The following is a 19,673-nucleotide window of genomic DNA, read 5'->3' on the forward strand; positions in this document are numbered from 1 at the left end:
GGTGTGGAGACGGTGCGGGTACGGCTGGACCTGGGGTACGACGGGTCCGGCTTCTCCGGGTGGGCCCGGCAGAAGGACGGCCGGCGGACGGTCCAGCAGGAGCTGGAGGACGCCATCGGCATCGTGCTCCGGCTGGGCGGGCCCGTCGCGCTGACCGTCGCCGGGCGGACGGACGCTGGGGTGCATGCGCGCGGCCAGGTCGCGCACGTCGACCTGCCGGCCGAGGTGTGGGCCGAGCAGGAGGACGGCGACAAGCTCGTCAGGCGGCTCGCTGGGCGGCTGCCGGGGGATGTGCGGGTGTTCCGGGCGTCGGTCGCGCCGGAGGGCTTCGATGCCCGGTTCTCGGCGGTTTGGCGCCGGTATGCGTACCGGGTCTGCGACACCAACGCGGGGCCGGATCCGCTGATGCGGAATCAGGTGCTGTGGCACGACCGCCCGCTCGATCTGGAGCGGATGAACGCGGCCGCTTCGGAGCTGCTGGGGGAGCACGACTTCGCCGCGTACTGCAAGCGGCGGGAGGGCGCGACGACCATCAGGGAGCTGCTGGACGTGGGGTGGTCGCGGTCGCGGGAGGGCTATGCGGTGGCCACGGTGAAGGCGGACGCGTTCTGCCACAACATGGTGCGGGCGCTGGTGGGGGCGATGCTGTGCGTGGGGGACGGGCGGCGCGGCACGTCCTTCCCCGGTGAGGTGCTGCGGTCGGGGGAGCGGAACTCGGCGGTGAACGTGGTGCGGGCGCACGGGCTGGTGCTGGAGGAGGTCGGGTATCCGGCGGACGCGCTGCTGGCGGCGCGGGTGCGGGAGGCCCGGCGGATGCGGTCGCTGAGCGGCTGAGTCCGCCGCCCCTCGGCCCCGGCACCCCGCCCGAGGTGCGCGGGGGCGAGGGGCCCGTCGGTGGAAAACCGGTTTCGGGGTGGGGGAGATCGAACGAGAATCTTCGGCATGGGTCGCAGCGGGCATGTCGAGGTCTCTCACCTGGAGTACCACCTGCCGGACGGGCGGACGTTGTTCGACGACGCCTCGTTCCGGGTGGGCGAGGGGGTGACGGCCGCCTTGGTGGGGGCCAACGGGGCCGGGAAGACCACGCTGCTGCGGCTTCTCGCGGGCGACATCGAGCCGCACGGCGGCTCGGTGGTGGTCTCCGGCGGCCTGGGGGTGATGCGTCAGTTCATCGGCGTCACCGGGAATGCCCAGGGGCAGCTTCCCGCCGACGCGGGGGTGCGGGACCTGCTGGTCTCCGTCGCCCCGGAGCGGATCCGGCGGGCGGCGGCCGCGGTGGACGCCGCCGAGCTGGAGGTGATGGCGCGGGACGACGAGCCCGCCCAGCTGCGCTACGCGCAGGCCCTCGCCGACTGGTCGGACGCCGGCGGCTACGACGCCGAGGTGGTCTGGGACGCCTGCACCGAGGCAGCGCTGGGCGTCCCGTTCGAGCGGGCGCAGTGGCGCTCGCTGGGGACGCTCTCCGGCGGCGAGCAGAAGCGCCTCGTCCTGGAGGCCCTGCTGCGCGGCCCCGACGCGGTGCTGCTGCTGGACGAGCCGGACAACTACCTCGACGTCCCCGGCAAGCAGTGGCTGGAGGAGCAGCTTCGGGCGTCGTCCAAGACTGTGCTCTTCGTCTCCCACGACCGCGAGCTGCTGGCCCGCGCCGCCGACCGGATCGTGAGCGTGGAGGCGGGCCCGCCGAACAGCACGGTGTGGGTGCACGGCGGCGGCTTCGGCACCTTCCACCAGGCGCGCGAGGAGCGATTCGAGCGTTTCGACGAGCTGCGCCGGGTGTGGGACAAGAAACACACCCAGCTCAAGGAGCTGGTCGCGCGGCTCCGGCAGCAGGCCGCGAACAGCGCCGACATGGCGAGCCGCTACCACGCGGCGCAGACCCGGCTGCGGAAGTTCGAGGAGGCCGGCCCGCCGCAGGAGCGGCCGCGCAAGCAGGACATCAGAATGCGGCTCAAGGGCGGCCGCACCGGGGTGCGGGCCGTGATGTGCGAGCAGCTCGAACTCACCGGCCTGATGCGCCCGTTCGACCTCGAGGTGTTCTTCGGGGAGCGGGTGGCGGTGCTGGGCAGCAACGGCTCGGGCAAGTCGCACTTCCTGCGGCTGCTGGGCGGTGATCCGTCGGTGGCGCACACCGGGGAGCACCGGCTGGGGGCGCGGGTGGTGCCGGGACTCTTCGTCCAGTCGCACGCCCATCCGGAGCTGCACGGCAGGACGTTGGTCCAGGTCCTGTGGGAGGAGCATGCGATGGACCGGGGGCGCGCGATGTCCGCGCTGCGCCGCTACGAGCTGGACCAGCGCGGCGACCAGCCCTACGAGAAGCTCTCCGGCGGGCAGCAGGCGCGCTTCCAGATCCTGCTGCTGGAGCTGGGCGGGGCGACGGCGCTGCTGCTCGACGAGCCCACCGACAACCTGGACCTGGAGAGCGCCGAGGCGTTGCAGGAGGGGCTGGAGTCCTTCGAGGGAACGGTGATGGCGGTCACCCACGACCGCTGGTTCGCCCGGGGATTCGACCGGTTCCTGGTCTTCGACGAGGACGGCAGGGTGCGCGAGGCGGCCGAGCCGGTCTGGGACGTGGCTCGGGTCCGCCGGGCCCGGTAGTACGATGGTGGCCGGGCGGCAGGTCCGCCCGTACACCCGTTTTGACCACACCCGCTGTCGCCCGGTAGTCTGCCAGTTCGTTGTGCGTATTGGCTTGCTTGAGATGGGAAGTCGGTACGCCGGAGTTCCCCCCGAGTGCGGCGGCCGGCTCAGCCCGGTGCTCAGCCAGTGAATCGGGTGGACCCCAAGTAAGGACCCCACTCACTGAAAAGCGAAGGCTACGACCGTGCGCACGTACAGCCCTAAGCCCGGCGATGTCCAGCGTCAGTGGCACGTCATCGACGCGACCGACGTCGTGCTCGGCCGCCTGGCATCCCAGGCCGCCATTCTGCTCCGGGGCAAGCACAAGCCGGTGTACGCGCCGCACGTGGACGCCGGTGACTTCGTCATCATCGTCAACGCGGACAAGGTGCACCTGTCCGGCAACAAGCGGACGCAGAAGCTTGCCTACCGCCACTCCGGCTACCCGGGTGGTCTCCGGTCGGTCCGTTACGACGAGCTGCTGGAGAAGAACCCCGAGCGGGCCGTCGAGAAGGCGATCCGCGGCATGCTCCCGAAGAACTCCCTCGGTCGCCAGATGCTCTCGAAGCTGAAGGTGTACTCGGGTTCCGAGCACCCGCACGCCGCGCAGCAGCCGGTGCCCTACGAGATCAGCCAGCTCGCGCAGCAGGCGTGACGGCCACTACCCGAATCACAAGAAGCAGCTGAGGAGAACCGTGGCCGAGACCACTGTCGAGACCGTCTCCGAGGTCGTCGAGACCGTCGAGAGCGACGCGGCGCCGGAGAGCTACACCAGCGAGTCGCTGTCGTCCCGCTTCGGCGAGGCGCTGCCGGGTGCCGCGACGGGCCGCCGCAAGGAGGCCATCGCCCGCGTCCGCATCGTCCCGGGCTCCGGCCGTTGGAAGATCAACGGTCGCACCCTGGAGCAGTACTTCCCGAACAAGGTGCACCAGCAGATCGTGAACGAGCCGTTCAAGATCCTTGAGCTGGACGGCCGTTACGACATCATCGCCCGCATCAGCGGCGGTGGCACCTCCGGCCAGGCCGGCGCCCTGCGCCTCGGCGTGGCCCGTGCCCTGAACGACGCGGACGCGGACAACAACCGCGCCCCGCTGAAGAAGGCCGGCTTCCTGACCCGCGACGCGCGCGCCGTGGAGCGGAAGAAGGCCGGTCTGAAGAAGGCCCGCAAGGCTCCGCAGTACAGCAAGCGCTGACGACGCAGCAGCGTCGCCGGTTGGCGCCCCGGAGGCACGTATCGTGCCTCCGGGGCGCTTTCTTTTTTGGGCAACCGAGTCAGGCAAGTGGAGAAGGGAACCACCGGTGGGACGACTCTTCGGGACGGACGGCGTGCGCGGGCAGGCGAACGGGCTGCTGACGGCGGAGCTGGCGCTCGGCCTGTCGACGGCCGCGGCGCAGGTGCTGGGGGAGGCGGGGCGCTCGGGCAGCCACCGTCCGACCGCGGTGGTCGGGCGCGATCCGCGGGCCTCGGGCGAGTTCCTGGAGGCGGCGGTGGTCGCCGGCCTGGCCGGCGCGGGCGTGGACGTGCTGCGGGTGGGTGTGCTGCCGACGCCGGCGATCGCGCATCTGACGGCCGCTCTGGGGGCGGACTTCGGCGGGGTGCTTTCGGCGAGCCACAATCCGATGCCCGACAACGGCATCAAGTTCTTCGCCCGCGGCGGGCACAAGCTGGAGGACGAGCTGGAGGACGCCATCGAGGCGCGCTACCGGGAGCTCGCCGAGGGCAAGCCGTGGAACCGCCCGACCGGCGCCGATGTGGGCCGGGTCTCCGTCCACGACGAGGGGCTCGACACCTATGTCGCGCACCTGGTGGGCGTGCTGCCGAACCGGCTGGACGGGCTGAAGGTGGTGCTGGACGGCGCCAACGGCGCGGCCTCGCGGGTCTCGCCGGAGGCGTTCGCGCGGGCCGGCGCCGAGGTGGTGCCGATCTGCACGGACCCGGACGGCCTCAACATCAACGAGGGCTGCGGCTCGACGCACCTGGAGAAGCTGCAGGCCGCGGTGGTCGAGCAGGGCGCCGACCTGGGCATCGCGCACGACGGCGACGCGGACCGCTGCCTGGCGGTGGACGCCGAGGGCCGGGTCGTGGACGGCGACCAGATCATGGCGGTGCTCGCGGTGGGGATGCGGGACGCCGGCGCGCTGCGCCGGGACACCGTGGTGGCGACGGTGATGTCGAACCTCGGGTTCAAGCTGGCCATGCAGCGCGAGGGCATCCGCGTGGTGGAGACGGCGGTCGGCGACCGCTACGTCCTGGAGGAGATGCGGCGCTCCGGCTACGCGCTGGGCGGCGAGCAGTCCGGCCATGTGATCCTTCTCGACCATGCGACGACCGGGGACGGCACGCTGACCGGGCTGGCGCTGGCCGCGCGGGTGGCGGCGACCGGCCGCTCGCTGGCGGAGCTGGCGTCGGTGATGACGCGGCTGCCGCAGGTGATGGTGAACGTCCGGGGCGTGGACAAGGACCGCACGGCGGAGTCCGCGGAGATCGCCGCGGCGGTGGCCGGGGCCGAGGCGGAGCTGGGCGAGACCGGCCGGGTGCTGCTGCGTCCGTCGGGCACGGAGCCGCTGGTGCGGGTGATGGTGGAGGCCGCCGAGGAGGCGCATGCCGCGCTCATCGCCGAGCGGCTCGCCGCGGTGGTGCGCGCCTCGCTCGCCGTGTGAGTAACTGCACCTTCCGGGAAATCGGTGGGGCTCAGGCATTCCGTTGGCGGGGGCGATGGGCCAGGATCGGCGGTTGTCCAACGGCGATGGGGAGATGACGAAGATGGCGATCGGCAACGGCATGGATGTGGAGCCCGGACGGGTGGCCGAAGCCCGACAAGGCGCCTATACCACCACGGGAGTGCTCTTCCTGCTGTTTGCGGTGATTCAACTGGGCTGGACGGTCAAGGGAATCACCGATCTGAAGGACCACCCGGGGCCGAAGGACTATCTGCTGGCCCTGGGTGACCCCGCGTCCGGATACGCTCGCTATTTCCTCGGCTCCCCGGAGGACGTCGCCCTGTCGCTGGCGCTGCTGATCGTCGCCTTCGTGGCGTTCGCCAAGCGCCGGGCGGCGCGCGGCGCGGCCGTCGCGCTGGCCTTTGTGACGCTCTTTCTGGAGGCCCGCGGCCTGGTCGGATTGCACAACACGATGTACCGCAGCATCTTCCTGCACTCCGGCACCGAGAACATGCTGCGGGTGGCGACGTGGGGCGTCGGGGTGCTCTTTTCGGTGATCGTGCTGATCGTGATGCTGCGCGCCAGCGAGAGCTCGGAGATGGAGGCGATGGGGATGTCGCCCGGCGCGGCCTACGGCTCCTCCTCGGGCGGCTACAGCGACGGTCCCCAGACCCAGTGGTGACGCGGCATCCGCTGTCCCCTGTGTGGCGGCGGATGCTGACGGTGCGTCGGAGGTCATCCCCTTAGGCTGGCCCCATGTGCGGAATCGTGGGTTACACGGGCGCGGACGACGCGCTCGAAGTCGTGGTGAACGGGTTGAAACGGCTGGAGTACCGCGGGTACGACTCGGCCGGCGTCGCCCTTCAGACGCCCGATGACGACGGTACCCTCGCCGTCGCCAAGCGGGCCGGAAAGCTCGTCAATCTGGAGAAGGCCCTCCAGGAGGAACCCCTTCCGGCGGCGACCGCCGGTATCGGGCATACCCGATGGGCCACTCATGGCGCTCCGAATGACGCGAATGCGCACCCGCATGCGGATAATTCGGGGCGCTTCGCGGTCGTGCACAACGGGATCATCGAGAATTTCGCGGTACTGCGCACGGAATTGACGGACCGTGGGCATGAGCTGGTGTCCGAGACGGACACCGAGGTCGTGGCGCATCTGCTCGCCGAGGAGTCCCGGGACATGGCGGCGGCCGGAGCGGCCGCCGGCGGCCTCGCCGAGGCGATGCGCCGGGTCTGCCGGCGCCTGGAGGGCGCCTTCACCCTGGTCGCGGTGGACGCCGCCGAGCCGGGCGTGATCGTCGCCGCCCGCCGGAACTCCCCGCTGGTGGTCGGGCTGGGCGAGGGCGGGAACTTCCTCGCCTCGGACGTCGCCGCGTTCATCGCGTACACCCGCCGGGCCGTGGAGCTGGGCCAGGACCAGGTGGTGCGGCTCACCCCGGACGGCATGGAGGTGACCGGCTTCGACGGCGCGCCGGGCGAGGTCCGCGAGTACCACGTCGACTGGGACGCGTCGGCCGCCGAGAAGGGCGGCTACGACTACTTCATGCTCAAGGAGATCGCCGAGCAGCCGAAGGCGGTGGCCGACACCCTGCTGGGGCGGATCGGCGCGGACGGCCGGCTGACGCTCGACGAGATCCGCATCCCGGACCGGGCGCTGCGCGAGGCCGACAAGATCGTCATCGTGGGCTGCGGCACCGCCTTCCACGCCGGCCTGATCGCCAAGTACGCCATCGAGCACTGGACCCGCATCCCCTGCGAGGTCGAGCTGGCCAGCGAGTTCCGCTACCGGGACCCGATCCTGGACCGGCGCACGCTGGTGGTGGCGATCAGTCAGTCCGGCGAGACCATGGACACCCTGATGGCCCTTCGGCACGCGCGCGAGCAGGGCTCGCGGGTGCTGGCGATCTGCAACACCAACGGCTCGACGATCCCGCGGGAGTCCGACGCGGTGCTCTACACCCACGCCGGGCCGGAGGTCGCGGTGGCGTCCACCAAGGCGTTCCTCACCCAGCTGGTGGCCTGCTACCTGGTGGCGCTCTACCTGGGCCAGGTGCGGCAGACCAAGTGGGGCGACGAGATCGGCGCGGTGGTGCGTCAGCTCGCCGACAGCGGGCGCCTGGTGGAGCAGGTGCTGCACACCATGGAGCCGGTGCGGGAGCTGGCCAGGTCGCTCGCCGACGCGCGGTCGGTGCTCTTCCTGGGGCGGCATGTGGGCTACCCGGTGGCGCTGGAGGGCGCGCTGAAGCTCAAGGAGCTGGCGTACATGCACGCCGAGGGGTTCGCGGCGGGCGAGCTGAAGCACGGCCCGATCGCGCTGATCGAGGACGGGCTGCCGGTGGTGGTCGTGGTGCCGTCGCCGCAGGGGCGGTCGGTGCTGCACGACAAGATCGTCTCCAATATCCAGGAGGTCCGGGCGCGGGGTGCGCGCACGATCGTGGTGGCGGAGGAGGGCGACACCGCGGTGGAGCCGTACGCCGACCACCTGATCCGCGTCCCCGCGGTGCCGACGCTGCTGCAGCCGCTGGTGGCGACGGTGCCGCTGCAGGTCTTCGCGTGTGAGCTGGCGACCGCGAAGGGGCATGAGGTGGATCAGCCGCGGAATCTGGCGAAGTCGGTGACGGTGGAGTAGCACGGGCGGCGGGGACGCCCGCCGGGGCGGACGAGCGGAGGAGGCCGGGATGCGGGTCGCGCACAGCGTGGCGAAGGTGCGGGAGGCGGAGGAGGCGCTGATGGCGCGTCTTCCGGAGGGGGCGCTGATGCAGCGGGCGGCGGCCGGGCTGGCCGCCGTCTGCGCCCGGCTGCTGCGGGAGTCGGGGCGGGTGCGCGGCCGAGTGGTGGTGGTGCTCGCTGGCAGCGGCGGGAACGGCGGCGACGCGCTGTACGCGGGCGCGCGCCTCGCCGGGCGCGGCGCGGAGGTGCACGCCGTGCTGACCGCCCCGAAGCGCGCCCACCCCGGCGGCCTCGCGGCGCTGCGCGCGGCGGGCGGGCGGGTGGCGGAGCTGGGCGACGTCGACGGTGCCGCCGCGGCGGCGCTCCTCGGCCGGGCCGAGCTGGTGCTGGACGGGATCGTCGGGATCGGCGGCCGCGGCGGCCTGCGCGACGAGGTGATGCCGCTCGTCCGGGTCCTGCGCGGGGTGCGGCGTCCGCTGGTGGTGGCGGTGGACGTGCCCAGCGGCGTGGACGCCGACACCGGCGCCGTCGTCCCCGAGACCGCCGCCGCCGGCCCGGACGGGGAGCCGGCGGGGCTCGGGGCGCGGGCCGTGCGCGCGGATGTCACGGTCACCTTCGGGACCGGGAAGCCCGGGCTCTTCGTCGACCCCGGAGCGCAGCACGCCGGGGCGGTGGAGCTGGTCGACATCGGGCTGGAGCCGTGGCTCGGAGCCGCCGACCTGCTGATCCCTCAGCATGCCGACGTGGCCCGCCGGTTGCGCGGCATCGCGCCGCGCCCGGAGAGCGACAAGTACCGCCGCGGGGTCGTCGGCATCGCCGCCGGCTCGGCGCGCTACCCGGGCGCCGCGCTGCTCTCCGTGGCGGGCGCGGCGCGCGGCGGGGCGGGCGCGGTGCGCTACGCGGGCGCCGCGGCCCGCGAGGTGGTGCGGGCGCATCCCGAGACGCTCGTCTCGGACGGGCTGCCGGGCGGGGCGGGCCGGGTGCAGGCCTGGGTGGTCGGGCCCGGTCTGTCGCGGGACGAGCACGCGGCGCGGATCGTCGACGACGTGCTGGCGCTGGAGGCCGTCCTGCCGAAGCTCTTCGACGCGGACGCGCTGGCGCTGGTCGCCGAGCGCGGCCCGCAGGTGCTGCGCGGCCGCCACCCGAACGCGCTGCTCACCCCGCACGCGGGCGAGGCTGCGCGGCTGCTCGGCGAGGGCTGGTCGGCGGCCCGGGTGGAGGCCGAGCGGATCGCGGCGGTGCGCGAGCTGGCGGGGCGCTACGGCGTCGCGGTGCTGCTCAAGGGGTCGACGACGCTGCTGGCGGCGCCCGGCGACGGCCCCGTGCACGTCAACCCGACCGGGACGGGCTGGCTGGCGACGGCCGGCAGCGGGGACGTGCTCGCCGGCCTGGCGGGCGCGCAGCTCGCCGCCGGCGGGAGCGCGCTGGGGGCGGGCGCGACGGCGGCGTACCTGCACGGCCTCGCGGGCCGGCGGGCGGCTTTCGGGGACGGGGCCGTCGGAGCGCCGATCACGGCGGGGGACGTGGCCGCGGCGCTGCCGGAGGTGTGGCGTCAGGTCGTCAGCTCGGGGGCGTCGGACGGCGTCTGACGGAGTGCGGGGCGCCGCGGGGCGACGCATGGTGGAGTCCGCGGGCCGGCCTGCTGCGGGCCGGACGACTCCCTCAGGAAGGTGCGGCGATGCGGTGGTCTCGGTGGTCTCGGTGGTCTCGGTGGATGCGGCGGGGTGTCGGGGGCGGGCTGGCGGGGGCGGCGCTGGCCGTTGCCGCGGCGGGCGGTGCGCAGGCGGCGGCGCCGGCGGGCGCGCCGGCGTACGGCGGCGGGCGGTGTCCGACGCACATGGGGCGGATCGCCTGCGTCGACCTCGGCGCGCAGCGGATGTGGGTGCAGAACGGCTCGAAGCTGGTCTACGGTCCGGTGCCGATCCGGTCCGGGCGGGCGGCGTTCCCGACCCGGGACGGGCTCTTCCACGTGTACTGGCGGGACCGGCACCACTGGTCGACGATCTATCACGTCTCGATGCCGTACTCGCAGTTCTTCTCGGGCGGGCAGGCGTTCCACGCGGTGGCGATGCCGCTGTCGACCCCTCCGGGGTCGCACGGGTGCGTGAACATGACGTTCTCGGGTGCGCGGGGGCTGTGGAACGTGCTGCACCTGAAGGACCCGGTGTACGTGTGGGGCCACAAGCGCTGACCGCGCGGCGGCGGCGTCCGCGGGGCGTGGGCGGTGGCGGGGCGCGGTGACGGGGGCGTTGCCCGCTCAGGACCGGGCGGAGATCAGGGCGTGGAAGACTGGCGGGGTGGAGATTGGGAACGTCGCGCTGCCGCGCGGGATGAGGGCCGCCGCCACCGTCGAGCTGGACGCGATCCGGCAGAACGTCGCGGCCCTGCGCCGCCGCGCCGGCGGCCGTCCGCTGATGGCCGTGGTCAAGTCGGACGCCTACGGCCACGGCATGGTGCCCGCCGCGCGCGCCGCCCTGGAGGGCGGCGCGTCCTGGCTGGGCACGGCCGTCCCCGAGGAGGCGTTCGGGCTGCGCGCGGCCGGCGTCACCGCTCCCGTGCTGTGCTGGCTGTGGACGCCGGGAGGGCCGTTCCGCACCGCCGTCCAGAACGACGTCGACATCTCCGTCAGCGCCCGCTGGGCCCTCGACGAGGTGGTGGACGCGGCCCGCGAGGCCGGCCGTCCCGCCCGCGTCCACCTCAAGGCCGACACCGGTCTGGGCCGCAACGGCTGCATGCCGGCGGACTGGCCGGAGCTGGTCGCCGCGGTGCGCGCGGCCGAGGCCGAGGGCAGCGTGCGGGCCGTCGGCGTCTGGTCGCACTTCGCCGCCGCCGACGAGCCGGGCCACCCCTCGATCGCCGCGCAGCTCACCGCCTTCCGGGACGCCGTGGCCGCCGCCGAGGCGGCCGGGCTCCGCCCGGAGCTGCGGCACCTGGCCAACTCCCCGGCGACGCTGCTGCTGCCCGAGTCGCACTTCGACATGGTGCGGACCGGCATCGCCGTCTACGGCATCTCGCCGGTGCCCGACGAGGGCGGGCCGGCCGACTTCGGGCTGCGCCCCGCGATGACGCTCTCCGCGGCGCTCGCCAACGTCAAGGAGGCGCCGGCCGGGCACGGCGTCAGCTACGGCCACACATACCGGACGCCGGGCAGCACCACGCTCGGCCTGGTGCCCCTCGGCTACGCGGACGGCATCCCGCGGCACGCCAGCTCGGCCGGCCCGGTGCTGGTGGGCGGCAAACTGCGCACGGTTGCGGGGCGGGTGGCGATGGATCAGTTCGTGGTCGATCTGGGTGGGGATCTGCCCGTGGTGGGGGATGAGGCGGTGCTGTTCGGGCCGGGTGATCGGGGTGAGCCGACGGCGGAGGAGTGGGCGCGGGCGGCGGGGACGATCGCCTACGAGATCGTGACGCGTATCGGTGTCCGCGTCCCCCGCCGTTATGCGGGGCGGGGCCCTGCGGCTTCGGGGGAGGTGGGGTCGTGACCGCGGTGGTTCGTGGGGGTTCGGGGGGTCGCTCCCCGATGGGTCGCAGCGTCGTCGATCTGGGTGGGGATCTGCCCGTGGTGGGGGATGAGGCGGTGCTGTTCGGGCCGGGGGATCGGGGTGAGCCGACGGCGGAGGAGTGGGCGCGGGCGGCGGGGACGATCGCCTACGGGAGCGGCCTCCGCGCGGGTGGCGGGGTTGGTGGGCGGTGCCGCTACTTCGGCGGGCGGGCGGGGAACACTTCCAGCGGGACGACAGCAGGAATCGAACCGCTCGGGGATGGTCGCCGTGGGTGATGTGGTGCAAGGGAAGGTCGCGGGCGCGGTGGAGGCCGTTCGGCGGGCCGCCGACGGCAACCGCCGCCTCGGCCGGCTCGCCGGCAATGTGGGGCTCAACCTCGGTCTGGCCGTGGTCGGCGCCGCCGCGGGGGTGGCGGCCGAGCGGCTCACCGTGGGGCTGGTCACCCGCCGCCGGGCGCGCGCCGAGCTGGACGCGGTCGCGCCGTTCGGGACGCTCCGCGGCACGCCGCACCTGATCGAGGCGGACGACGGCACCGAGCTCTACGCCGAGGTCGAGGAGGCCGATCCGGCCGTCGCCGGCGAGGCCCCGGTGACCGTGGTCTTCAGCCACGGCTACTGCCTCGACCAGGACTCCTGGCACTTCCAGCGGGCCGCCCTGCGCGGCCGGGTCCGGATGGTCTTCTGGGACCAGCGCAGCCACGGCCGCTCCGGCCGCGGCCCGCTCGGCGACTCCCGCTTCGAGCGGCTCGCCCGCGATCTGCACGCCGTCGTCGGGGAGTTGGCGCCGGACGGCCCGCTGGTGCTCGCCGGCCACTCGATGGGCGGCATGACGGTGATGGCGCTCGCCGCCCACGACCCGGAGCTGTTCGCCGAGCGCGTCGCCGGGGTGGCGCTGCTGTCGACCACCGCCGGCCAGTGGGCCAGCACCACCCTGGGCCTGCCCGGCCCGGCCGGCAGGCTGGTGCTGCGCACAGCCCCCGCGGTGCTCAAGCTGCTGGGCCGCCAGCCGGCGCTGGTGGAGCGGGCGCGGCGGCTGAGCGCCGACGCGATCGCCCCGTTCGTCAAGCGCTACTCCTTCGCCTCGGACGTCGACCCTGCGGTGGCCCGGTTCGCCGAGCGGATGATCGAGGAGACGCCGGTGGACGTGGTGGCCGAGTTCCTCCCGGCCTTCTACGGCCACGACACCTCCGCCGCGCTGGAGGCCTTCGCGGGCATACCCGCGCTGGTGCTGCACGGCGACGGTGATCTGCTGGTGCCGCCCGACCAGGGCGCGGCCATCGCGGACGCGGTGCCGGGCGCCCGTTTCGTGCTGGTGGAGGAGGCCGGCCACCTGGTGCTGCTGGAGCGTCCCGCGCAGGTGGACGCGGAGCTGGTGGCGCTGATCGAGGACGCGTCGACGACCGTGGACGCCGAGCAGGAGAGGACGTCGGAGCAGGATGGAACAGGAGCGGCCCGCCGGTGAGCCCGGCGTTGCGGACGGTGTCGAGGACGGCGCCCGGCAGGCGGAACTGCGGGTGCCCGACCCGTCCGCGATGCGGGACCTCGGGCGGGAGCTGGCGGACGCGCTGCGCCCCGGCGACCTGGTGCTGCTGACCGGCGAGCTGGGCGCCGGCAAGACGACGCTGGCCCGCGGCGTGGGCGAGGGCCTGGACGTGCGCGGCGCGGTGACGTCCCCGACGTTCGTCATCGCCCGGGTTCACCCGCCGCTCGGCGACGGCCCGGCGCTGGTGCATGTGGACGCCTACCGCCTCGCCGGCGGCCTCGACGAGATGGAGGACCTGGACCTGGACGCCAGCCTTCCGGAGTCGGTGACGCTGGTGGAGTGGGGCGAGGGCCGCGTCGAGGAGCTGACCGACGACCGGCTGCACGTGATGATCGAGCGGGCGGTCGGCGCCGAGGCCGGCCCGGAGGGCGGCGACGACGTCCGCACGGTGCGCCTGCTGGGCGTCGGCGCGCGCTGGTCGGCGGGTGACGGCGCCGAGCGGCTGCGGCGCCTGGCACGATGGGCCCCGTCGGCGACAGCTTCGAGGAAGGGCGACCGGGGATGAGGATCGGGTCGGGCGCGATCGTGGCCGGGCTGACGGTGGCCGCGATGGCGGTCCTCGGCGGGCTCGCGTACCAGGCGCAGAGCTCCGCGCCCGACCGTGCGACGTACCCCAAGGCGGGCGCGAGCGCGTCGGCTTCGCCGGGGGCGTCCAAGGGCTCGGCGTCCAAGGGCGGTTCGCCGTCGCCCGCGCCGGTCGCCGTCCCGGCGGACTCGGGGACGGGCAAGCGGGTGGTGTATTCGCTGGGCCAGCACCGGGTGTGGCTCGTGAAGGCGGACGGCAAGGCGTCGACCGTCTTCGCGGTGGCGCCGAGCGGGGTGAGCCCGGGGGTGGGCCGCTACGCGGTGCAGTCCCGGTCGGAGGCGGTGACCGGCTCGGACGGCGTGCCGATCGAGCACGTGGTGCGGTTCACCGTGGTCAACGGCGTGACGATCGGCTTCAGCGCGGCCGTCAGCGGAGCCTCGCCGAACCCGGAGAAGGCCGCGAAGACGGGCGGCATCCGCGAGAAGCGCGCGGACGGGGCGAAGCTGTGGGAGTTCGCGCCGGTGGGCACGGGCGTCGTCGTTGTGCGCTGACCCGTCAGGCCGCGGGCTGCTTCTGCTCGCGCGCGCCACTTTCCGGGCGCGGCGGGGGTGTGGAGACGGTGCGGGCGGCGCGGTTGGCGGTGAGCAGCGTGCTGAGCCGGATTCCGGCGGGGGGCGTCGACGGCTCGGGTTCGGGCTGCTGGGGGCACTGGGGCGCGGTGCGGGGCATCGGGGCCTCCCTTCAAGTTAGGTCTACCTAACTTCTCTCATGGGACCATGCGATGGCGGGCCTGTGCAAGCTCTTGCCGACATTCTGTCGGAAAGCCGCGCCGTCCGGAATGGGTGCCTCGCGCCGTTAACCTGGTCGGGTGCTGCTGCTCGCCTTTGACACCGCCACCCCCGCTGTCACCGCCGCCGTCCACGACGGCGCGCGGGTGCTCGCCGAGCGGACCACCGTGGACGCCCGCCGCCACGGTGAGCTGCTCATCCCGTCGGTCGACGCCGTGCTGGACGAGGCCGGCGCCGGCCGCGCGGACCTGACCGGGATCGTGGTCGGCACCGGCCCCGGCCCCTACACCGGCCTGCGGGTGGGCCTGGTCACCGCCGCCGCGCTCGGCGACGCGCTGGGCATCCCCGTCCACGGGCTCTGCTCGCTGGACGGCCTGGCGCACGCCGCGCTGCGCGCCGGGCTGGCCGCCGAGGAGTTCCTGGTGGCGACGGACGCCCGCCGCAAGGAGGTCTACTGGGCCCGCTACACGGCGCGGCCCGACGGCACCGGCCTCGCCCCCGCGCTGCGCACCGAGGGCCCGTCGGTCGACCGCCCCGGCCAACTGCCCGAGGAGCTCGCCGTGCTGCCGTGCGTCGGCGCCGGGGCGGGGCTCTACCGGGACGGGGCACTCAACGGGTGGGGCACCGGCGCGCTCGGCGGGGACGACCGCATGCCGGTGCATCAGAGCGCCGCCGCGCTGGCGGAGTTGGGCGCCGAGGTGCTCGCCGCCGGCGGCGCGGGGTTCGTCGAGGCGCGGCCGATGTACCTGCGCCGTCCGGACGCCCAGGTGCCGGCCGGCTACAAGGCGGTGCTGCCGAGTTGATCCGGGAGATGCGCTGGTGGGACATCCCGGACGTGCTGGCGCTGGAGCGCGAGCTGTTCCCGGAGGATGCCTGGTCGGCGGGGATGTTCTGGTCGGAGCTGGCGGATGCGCGGCATCCGGCGGCCGGCCGCCGCTATCTGGTCGCCGAGGACGGCGGCGGGCGGATCGTCGGCTACGCCGGGCTCTGGTCCAACGGCGAGGAGGCGGACGTGCAGACCATCGCCACCGCCCGCGACCAGTGGGGCGGCGGCCTGGGCCCGGCGCTGCTGGAGGAGCTGCTCGCCGAGGCGGAGCGGCGCGGCTGCGGCCGCGTCCTGCTGGAGGTGCGCGTCGACAACAAGCGCGCCCAGCGGATGTACGAGCGCTACGGGTTCCGGCCGATCGGCGTGCGCCGCAACTACTACGTCGAGGCCGGCATGGACGCGCTGGTCATGCAGCTGAAGGGAAACGGATCCGATGGCTGACGAGCCGCTGGTGCTGGGCATCGAGACGTCCTGCGACGAGACCGGCGTGGGCATCGTCCGCGGGCACACGCTGCTCGCGGACGCGGTGGCCTCCAGCGTCGACGAGCACGCCCGCTTCGGCGGGGTGGTCCCCGAGGTGGCCAGCAGGGCGCACCTGGAGGCGATGGTGCCCACCGTGCGCCGCGCGCTGGACGAGGCCGGGGTGAAGGCCTCCGACCTGGACGGCATCTCCGTCACCGCGGGCCCGGGGCTCGCCGGGGCGCTGCTGGTGGGCGTCTCGGCGGCGAAGGCGTACGCCTACGCCCTGGGCAAGCCGCTCTACGGGGTGAACCACCTCGCCTCGCACATCTGCGTCGACCAGCTGGAGCACGGGCCGCTGCCCGAGCCGACGATGGCGCTGCTGGTCTCCGGAGGGCACTCCTCGCTGCTGCTCTCCCCGGACATCACCAGCGATGTGCGGCCGCTCGGCGCCACCATCGACGACGCGGCCGGCGAGGCCTTCGACAAGGTGGCGCGGGTGCTGGGGCTGGGCTTCCCGGGCGGCCCGGCGATCGACCGGCAGGCGCGGGAGGGCGACCCGGAGGCGATCCTCTTCCCGCGCGGGCTGACGGGCCCGCGCGACCCGGCGTTCGACTTCTCCTTCTCCGGGCTGAAGACCGCGGTGGCCCGCTGGGTGGAGGCCCGGCGGCGGGACGGCGAGCCGGTGCCGGTCGCCGATGTGGCCGCGTCCTTCCAGGAGGCGGTGGCGGACGTGCTGACCCGCAAGGCCGTCAAGGCGTGCAAGGAGCAGGGCGCCGGGCATCTGATGATCGGCGGCGGGGTGGCGGCCAACTCGCGGCTGCGGGCGATGGCCGAGCGCCGCTGCGAGGACGCCGGGATCGTGCTGCGGGTGCCGCGGCCGAAGCTGTGCACCGACAACGGGGCGATGGTGGCGGCGCTCGGCGCCGAGATGGTCGCCCGGGGGCGCACGCCCTCGGCGCTCGACCTGCCAGCCGACTCCTCGCTGCCGGTGACCGAGGTGTCGGTGCCGGACGCGTCCCTCGACGGCCACGGCCACGGGCACACGCACGGCCACACGCACGGTCATACGCACGACCACGTCCACGAGTTGAGCCGGCAGAACCTCTACGGGCAGCAGGACGGGAAGTAGCGTCCGCGGGGCCTTCGTCCGTGTCGCGCAATCACCTGAACGGCTAGTTCGGCGCCGTTCGGGGTGACCCGCCCGCGGCCGGTCGCGTTCTGGCTTTGGTAGCGGGGACAGCCAGGATGCGGACGGCGGAACGCGGATGCGGGGACGACACAGGTACATCGCGGGCATGGTGCGGGCGCGGCGCGCCTGGACCGCCGGGCTGGTGGCGCTGGCGGCCGGAATCATCACCGTCGCGCTGCTGCCCGGGCCCGGCCAGAAGGCCCCGGGGGCGCAGGTCGCCGCGGCGGGCCGTCCCACCGCGCCCGCCGACGGGGCGCCGGCGGCCGGCGGCGCGGCGCCGGGCAGCGCGGCCGCCTTCCGCGCCTGGCACCTCGACCCGCTGCCGCCGGCGCCGCCCGCCCCGACCACCCGGCCGGTCGTGCTGGGCGCCGGGATCCCGCCGGCCATCAGCCGGGTGCCGACCACCGACAAGGTGGTCTTCGTGACCATCGACGACGGGGCGGTGAAGGACCCGGAGTTCGTCCGGATGATGGGCGACCTGCGGATCCCGTTCACGATGTTCCTCACCGACGGGGTGATCCGCGGCGACTACGGCTACTTCGCGAAGCTGAAGCAGCTGGGCGGCCGGATCGAGAACCACACCATGACCCACGCCGACCTGCCGCACGTCCCGGACGACCGGCAGCGCGCCGAGATCTGCGACGAGCAGCAGAAGCTCTCCCAGGTGTACGGCGTGCGGCCGGAGTTGATGCGCCCCCCGTACGGCGCCTACGACGACGGCACCAAGCGGACGGCCCAGCAGTGCGGCATCAAGGCGCTGGTGCTGTGGCGGGAGACGATGCAGATCCAGTCGCTGCGCTACCAGCGCTCGGACGACCGGCTGCACCCCGGGGACATCGTGCTCGCCCACTTCCGCGGCCCGCGGGAGCTCAAGGGCCGGACGATGACGCAGATGATGGCGTCGCTGCTGCGGGAGATCGGCCGGCAGGGCTTCGCGGTGGCCCGCCTGGAGGACTACGTGTAGCTCAGCGCGCGGACCGGCCCGTGGCCCGATCCGCGGCGTCCGCGGCCGGCGCCCCGACCAGCATCGCGCGGTCGCCGGCGACCCGGGTGAGGAAGACCGTGGCCCGGTTGGGGCCGGACGGCTTCAGCTTCTTCAGCAGCTCCTCGGGGAGCACCGACGAGCCGCGCTTCTTCACCGTCACGGTGCCGGCGCCGCGCTCGCGCAGCAGCGCCTTCAGCCGCTTGATGTTGAACGGCAGCACATCGGTGATCTCGTAGGCGGCGGCGAAGGGGTGATCGGCCGTCAGGGTGTCCGAGGTGAAGTAGGCGATGGTCGGGTCGATCAGGGTGCCGCCGACCGGCTCGGCCGCCTCCGCGACGAGATGGGCGCGGATCACCGCGCCGTCCGGCTCGTAGAGGTAGCGGCGGACGGGCGCCGGCTCGGGGTCGGGCAGGCCGCGGGAGACGAGGGTCCGTCCGGACGGGAGCAGCGTCGCGGAGGGGCCGCGGCCGGCGTTTCCGCTGCCCGTGCCGGTGCCGAACCAGATCACCGCCTCCTTGACGTCGCCGCCGTCCGAGACCCACTCGGCGGCGGCCTCCTCCGGCACCGCCTCGTGCGGGATGCCCGGGGCCACCTTCAGCGCGGCGAGCGGCGCCTGACGGGCCGTCTCGACGGCCCAGGAGAACGGCGGGGAGTACGCCTCGGGGTCGAAGACGCGGCCGCGTCCGCCGCGCCGCGCCGGGTCGACGAAGACCGCGTCGCAGCCCTCCGTGGCGGGGTCGACGGCGGTGACGTCGGCGCAGCGCACCTCGATGAGGTCGGCGAGGCCGAGGGCGGCGGCGTTGGCCTCGGCGGCGGCGCAGGCGAGCGGGTCGCGGTCGACGGCGAGGACGGGGATGCCGGCGCGGGCCAGGGCGAGGGCGTCTCCGCCGATGCCGCAGCAGAGGTCGGCGACGCGGGTGGGGCGGAGGTCGGCGAGGCGGGCGGCGCGGTGGGCGGCGACGCTCGTACGGGTGGACTGCTCTACCCCGTTCGGGGTGAACCAGAGGCGGGCGGCGTCCTCGCCGAACTTGGCGGCGGCGCGCTGGCGGAGGCGCTCCTGGTGGAGGGCGGCGGTGACGAGGCTCGCGGGGTGGGTGCGGCGCAGCCGGGTGGCGAGGGCGAGTTCCTCGTCGGGGCGGTAGCCGGTGACGGCGTGCAGGACGGCGCGGCCGTCCTCGGTCAGGAGCTGCTTGAACTCGTCGATCTCCACGGGGTCCATTGTGGTTGCTGTTGCCGCCCCTGGGCGCCGGGGCCGGGGGCCGCGGGGTCGGCTTCGGGCGGCTGCGGGGGGCGGGGGAGGGGGCGGGATGCGGCGCGCGCTGGCACTCTGCTTGACCGAGTGCTAATGGTCGTCCTAGGCTCCGCATTGGCACCCTCGCAGTGAGAGTGCCAACGCGACGGGCAGGTTCGGCACCCGCGACGACGGACATGCCAGGTCGCCACCCAAGACATCCCGTGAGATCTCCGAAGGGGGAGGTCGGACCGTGACGACCACCAAGGTTGCCATCAAGCCGCTCGAGGACCGCATCGTCGTCCAGACCCTGGACGCCGAGGAGACCACCGCCTCTGGCCTGGTCATTCCGGACACCGCCAAGGAGAAGCCCCAGGAGGGCACCGTCCTGGCGACTGGTCCGGGGCGCTTCGAGGACGGCAAGCGCCTTCCGCTCGACGTGAAGGTCGGCGACGTCGTGCTCTACAGCAAGTACGGCGGCACCGAGGTCAAGTACAACGGCGAGGAGTACCTCGTCCTCTCGGCGCGCGACGTCCTCGCCGTCATCGAGAAGTAAGACCTCCCGTCTGCCCCGGGTGCGAGCCTCCTCCGATCCGGGGGAACCGCCCCGGGGCAGACGTGCATCCGAACCCGCACAGCAGCGCCCGTAGCGAGAGGACGAACGGCCCA

20 protein-coding genes and 1 pseudogene are annotated in these 19,673 nt (G+C 74.1%); 19 read left to right on the forward strand and 2 right to left on the reverse strand.

Features of this window, described 5'->3' with window-relative positions:
* The first annotated feature begins 12 nt into the window (after nucleotides 1-12).
* From truA to BIV57_RS01865, 14 genes and pseudogenes are all read left to right on the forward strand, one after another.
* A complete protein-coding gene (truA, locus tag BIV57_RS01800; RefSeq protein WP_071654840.1) occupies nucleotides 13-834 on the forward strand; it encodes a tRNA pseudouridine(38-40) synthase TruA in 822 nt (273 codons plus the stop codon).
* Nucleotides 835-942: 108 nt separating this feature from the next.
* The gene (locus BIV57_RS01805) at nucleotides 943-2,595 is read left to right on the forward strand and encodes an ABC-F family ATP-binding cassette domain-containing protein (protein ID WP_071654805.1); all 1,653 of its coding nucleotides are present in this window, start codon (nucleotides 943-945) and stop codon (nucleotides 2,593-2,595) included.
* A gap of 226 nt (nucleotides 2,596-2,821) precedes the next feature.
* A complete protein-coding gene (gene rplM / locus BIV57_RS01810; RefSeq protein ID WP_071654806.1) occupies nucleotides 2,822-3,271 on the forward strand; it encodes a 50S ribosomal protein L13 in 450 nt (149 codons plus the stop codon).
* 40 nt (nucleotides 3,272-3,311) lie between these two features.
* Nucleotides 3,312-3,809, forward strand: a complete 498-nt coding sequence (gene rpsI, locus BIV57_RS01815; RefSeq protein ID WP_071654807.1) for a 30S ribosomal protein S9 — start codon at nucleotides 3,312-3,314, stop codon at nucleotides 3,807-3,809.
* 106 nt (nucleotides 3,810-3,915) lie between these two features.
* Nucleotides 3,916-5,277 (forward strand): phosphoglucosamine mutase, encoded by a 1,362-nt coding sequence (gene glmM / locus BIV57_RS01820; RefSeq protein ID WP_071654808.1) that lies wholly within the window; start codon nucleotides 3,916-3,918, stop codon nucleotides 5,275-5,277.
* 73 nt (nucleotides 5,278-5,350) lie between these two features.
* Entirely contained in the window at nucleotides 5,351-5,959 is a 609-nt protein-coding gene (locus BIV57_RS01825) for a hypothetical protein (protein ID WP_139275380.1), read from the forward strand.
* Nucleotides 5,960-6,033: 74 nt separating this feature from the next.
* Complete coding sequence (gene glmS, locus BIV57_RS01830; protein ID WP_071654810.1) at nucleotides 6,034-7,911, forward strand: glutamine--fructose-6-phosphate transaminase (isomerizing); 1,878 nt, start codon at nucleotides 6,034-6,036, stop codon at nucleotides 7,909-7,911.
* Between the two features lie 49 nt (nucleotides 7,912-7,960).
* A complete protein-coding gene (locus BIV57_RS01835; protein WP_071654811.1) occupies nucleotides 7,961-9,541 on the forward strand; it encodes an NAD(P)H-hydrate dehydratase in 1,581 nt (526 codons plus the stop codon).
* Nucleotides 9,542-9,666: 125 nt separating this feature from the next.
* Nucleotides 9,667-10,143: a L,D-transpeptidase gene (locus BIV57_RS01840; RefSeq protein ID WP_107409404.1), complete on the forward strand. Its 477-nt coding sequence runs from the start codon at nucleotides 9,667-9,669 to the stop codon at nucleotides 10,141-10,143.
* A 139-nt stretch (nucleotides 10,144-10,282) separates the two neighbouring features.
* Entirely contained in the window at nucleotides 10,283-11,434 is a 1,152-nt protein-coding gene (gene alr / locus BIV57_RS01845; protein WP_071654841.1) for an alanine racemase, read from the forward strand.
* A gap of 26 nt (nucleotides 11,435-11,460) precedes the next feature.
* A pseudogene (locus tag BIV57_RS23795) lies at nucleotides 11,461-11,730 on the forward strand (alanine racemase C-terminal domain-containing protein); the annotation flags it as partial.
* Nucleotides 11,714-12,916: an alpha/beta fold hydrolase gene (locus BIV57_RS01855; RefSeq protein WP_071654814.1), complete on the forward strand. Its 1,203-nt coding sequence runs from the start codon at nucleotides 11,714-11,716 to the stop codon at nucleotides 12,914-12,916. The pseudogene BIV57_RS23795 and the gene BIV57_RS01855, both read left to right, overlap by 17 nt.
* Nucleotides 12,891-13,502, forward strand: a complete 612-nt coding sequence (gene tsaE / locus BIV57_RS01860; RefSeq protein WP_079169932.1) for a tRNA (adenosine(37)-N6)-threonylcarbamoyltransferase complex ATPase subunit type 1 TsaE — start codon at nucleotides 12,891-12,893, stop codon at nucleotides 13,500-13,502. Before BIV57_RS01855 ends, tsaE begins: the two co-directional genes overlap by 26 nt.
* Nucleotides 13,499-14,074: a hypothetical protein gene (locus BIV57_RS01865; RefSeq protein WP_071654815.1), complete on the forward strand. Its 576-nt coding sequence runs from the start codon at nucleotides 13,499-13,501 to the stop codon at nucleotides 14,072-14,074. Before tsaE ends, BIV57_RS01865 begins: the two co-directional genes overlap by 4 nt.
* 4 nt (nucleotides 14,075-14,078) lie before the next feature.
* Here the strand turns inward: BIV57_RS01865 and BIV57_RS24815 are convergent, their stop codons facing one another.
* The gene (locus BIV57_RS24815) at nucleotides 14,079-14,252 is read right to left on the reverse strand and encodes a hypothetical protein (protein WP_175548629.1); all 174 of its coding nucleotides are present in this window, start codon (nucleotides 14,250-14,252) and stop codon (nucleotides 14,079-14,081) included.
* 139 nt (nucleotides 14,253-14,391) lie between these two features.
* Here BIV57_RS24815 and tsaB point away from each other — a divergent pair, with 139 nt between their 5' ends.
* The 4 genes from tsaB to BIV57_RS01885 all read left to right on the forward strand — a co-directional run bounded on the left by tsaB (nucleotide 14,392) and on the right by BIV57_RS01885 (nucleotide 17,752).
* Entirely contained in the window at nucleotides 14,392-15,114 is a 723-nt protein-coding gene (gene tsaB, locus BIV57_RS01870) for a tRNA (adenosine(37)-N6)-threonylcarbamoyltransferase complex dimerization subunit type 1 TsaB (protein ID WP_071654816.1), read from the forward strand.
* An 8-nt stretch (nucleotides 15,115-15,122) separates the two neighbouring features.
* The gene (rimI, locus tag BIV57_RS01875) at nucleotides 15,123-15,578 is read left to right on the forward strand and encodes a ribosomal protein S18-alanine N-acetyltransferase (RefSeq protein WP_071654817.1); all 456 of its coding nucleotides are present in this window, start codon (nucleotides 15,123-15,125) and stop codon (nucleotides 15,576-15,578) included.
* Nucleotides 15,571-16,728, forward strand: a complete 1,158-nt coding sequence (gene tsaD / locus BIV57_RS01880; protein ID WP_071654818.1) for a tRNA (adenosine(37)-N6)-threonylcarbamoyltransferase complex transferase subunit TsaD — start codon at nucleotides 15,571-15,573, stop codon at nucleotides 16,726-16,728. The genes rimI and tsaD overlap by 8 nt, the downstream gene beginning before the upstream one ends.
* A gap of 136 nt (nucleotides 16,729-16,864) precedes the next feature.
* Nucleotides 16,865-17,752, forward strand: a complete 888-nt coding sequence (locus BIV57_RS01885) for a polysaccharide deacetylase family protein (RefSeq protein WP_071654819.1) — start codon at nucleotides 16,865-16,867, stop codon at nucleotides 17,750-17,752.
* A 1-nt stretch (nucleotide 17,753) separates the two neighbouring features.
* Here the strand turns inward: BIV57_RS01885 and BIV57_RS01890 are convergent, their stop codons facing one another.
* The gene (locus BIV57_RS01890; RefSeq protein ID WP_071654820.1) at nucleotides 17,754-18,992 is read right to left on the reverse strand and encodes a class I SAM-dependent methyltransferase; all 1,239 of its coding nucleotides are present in this window, start codon (nucleotides 18,990-18,992) and stop codon (nucleotides 17,754-17,756) included.
* A 265-nt stretch (nucleotides 18,993-19,257) separates the two neighbouring features.
* Here BIV57_RS01890 and groES point away from each other — a divergent pair, with 265 nt between their 5' ends.
* Entirely contained in the window at nucleotides 19,258-19,560 is a 303-nt protein-coding gene (gene groES / locus BIV57_RS01895) for a co-chaperone GroES (protein ID WP_071654821.1), read from the forward strand.
* Nucleotides 19,561-19,673: the final 113 nt, after the last annotated feature.

Origin of the sequence: Mangrovactinospora gilvigrisea (assembly GCF_001879105.1) — a bacterium.
Classification (GTDB): Bacteria; Actinomycetota; Actinomycetes; order Streptomycetales; family Streptomycetaceae; genus Mangrovactinospora; species Mangrovactinospora gilvigrisea.

Bases quoted from the DNA above. Each gene is read 5' to 3' on its own strand.
- tsaD (WP_071654818.1), top strand. From the start codon at position 15,571: ATGGCTGACGAGCCGCTGGTGCTGGGCATCGAGACGTCCTGCGACGAG.
- BIV57_RS01840 (WP_107409404.1), top strand. From the start codon at position 9,667: ATGCGGCGGGGTGTCGGGGGCGGGCTGGCGGGGGCGGCGCTGGCCGTT.
- BIV57_RS01805 (WP_071654805.1), top strand. From the start codon at position 943: ATGGGTCGCAGCGGGCATGTCGAGGTCTCTCACCTGGAGTACCACCTG.
- BIV57_RS24815 (WP_175548629.1), bottom strand. From the start codon at position 14,252: ATGCCCCGCACCGCGCCCCAGTGCCCCCAGCAGCCCGAACCCGAGCCG.
- rimI (WP_071654817.1), top strand. From the start codon at position 15,123: ATGCGCTGGTGGGACATCCCGGACGTGCTGGCGCTGGAGCGCGAGCTG.
- tsaE (WP_079169932.1), top strand. From the start codon at position 12,891: ATGGAACAGGAGCGGCCCGCCGGTGAGCCCGGCGTTGCGGACGGTGTC.
- alr (WP_071654841.1), top strand. From the start codon at position 10,283: ATGAGGGCCGCCGCCACCGTCGAGCTGGACGCGATCCGGCAGAACGTC.
- BIV57_RS01855 (WP_071654814.1), top strand. From the start codon at position 11,714: ATGGTCGCCGTGGGTGATGTGGTGCAAGGGAAGGTCGCGGGCGCGGTG.
- glmS (WP_071654810.1), top strand. From the start codon at position 6,034: ATGTGCGGAATCGTGGGTTACACGGGCGCGGACGACGCGCTCGAAGTC.
- BIV57_RS01890 (WP_071654820.1), bottom strand. From the start codon at position 18,992: ATGGACCCCGTGGAGATCGACGAGTTCAAGCAGCTCCTGACCGAGGAC.
- BIV57_RS01835 (WP_071654811.1), top strand. From the start codon at position 7,961: ATGCGGGTCGCGCACAGCGTGGCGAAGGTGCGGGAGGCGGAGGAGGCG.
- BIV57_RS01865 (WP_071654815.1), top strand. From the start codon at position 13,499: ATGAGGATCGGGTCGGGCGCGATCGTGGCCGGGCTGACGGTGGCCGCG.
- BIV57_RS01885 (WP_071654819.1), top strand. From the start codon at position 16,865: ATGCGGGGACGACACAGGTACATCGCGGGCATGGTGCGGGCGCGGCGC.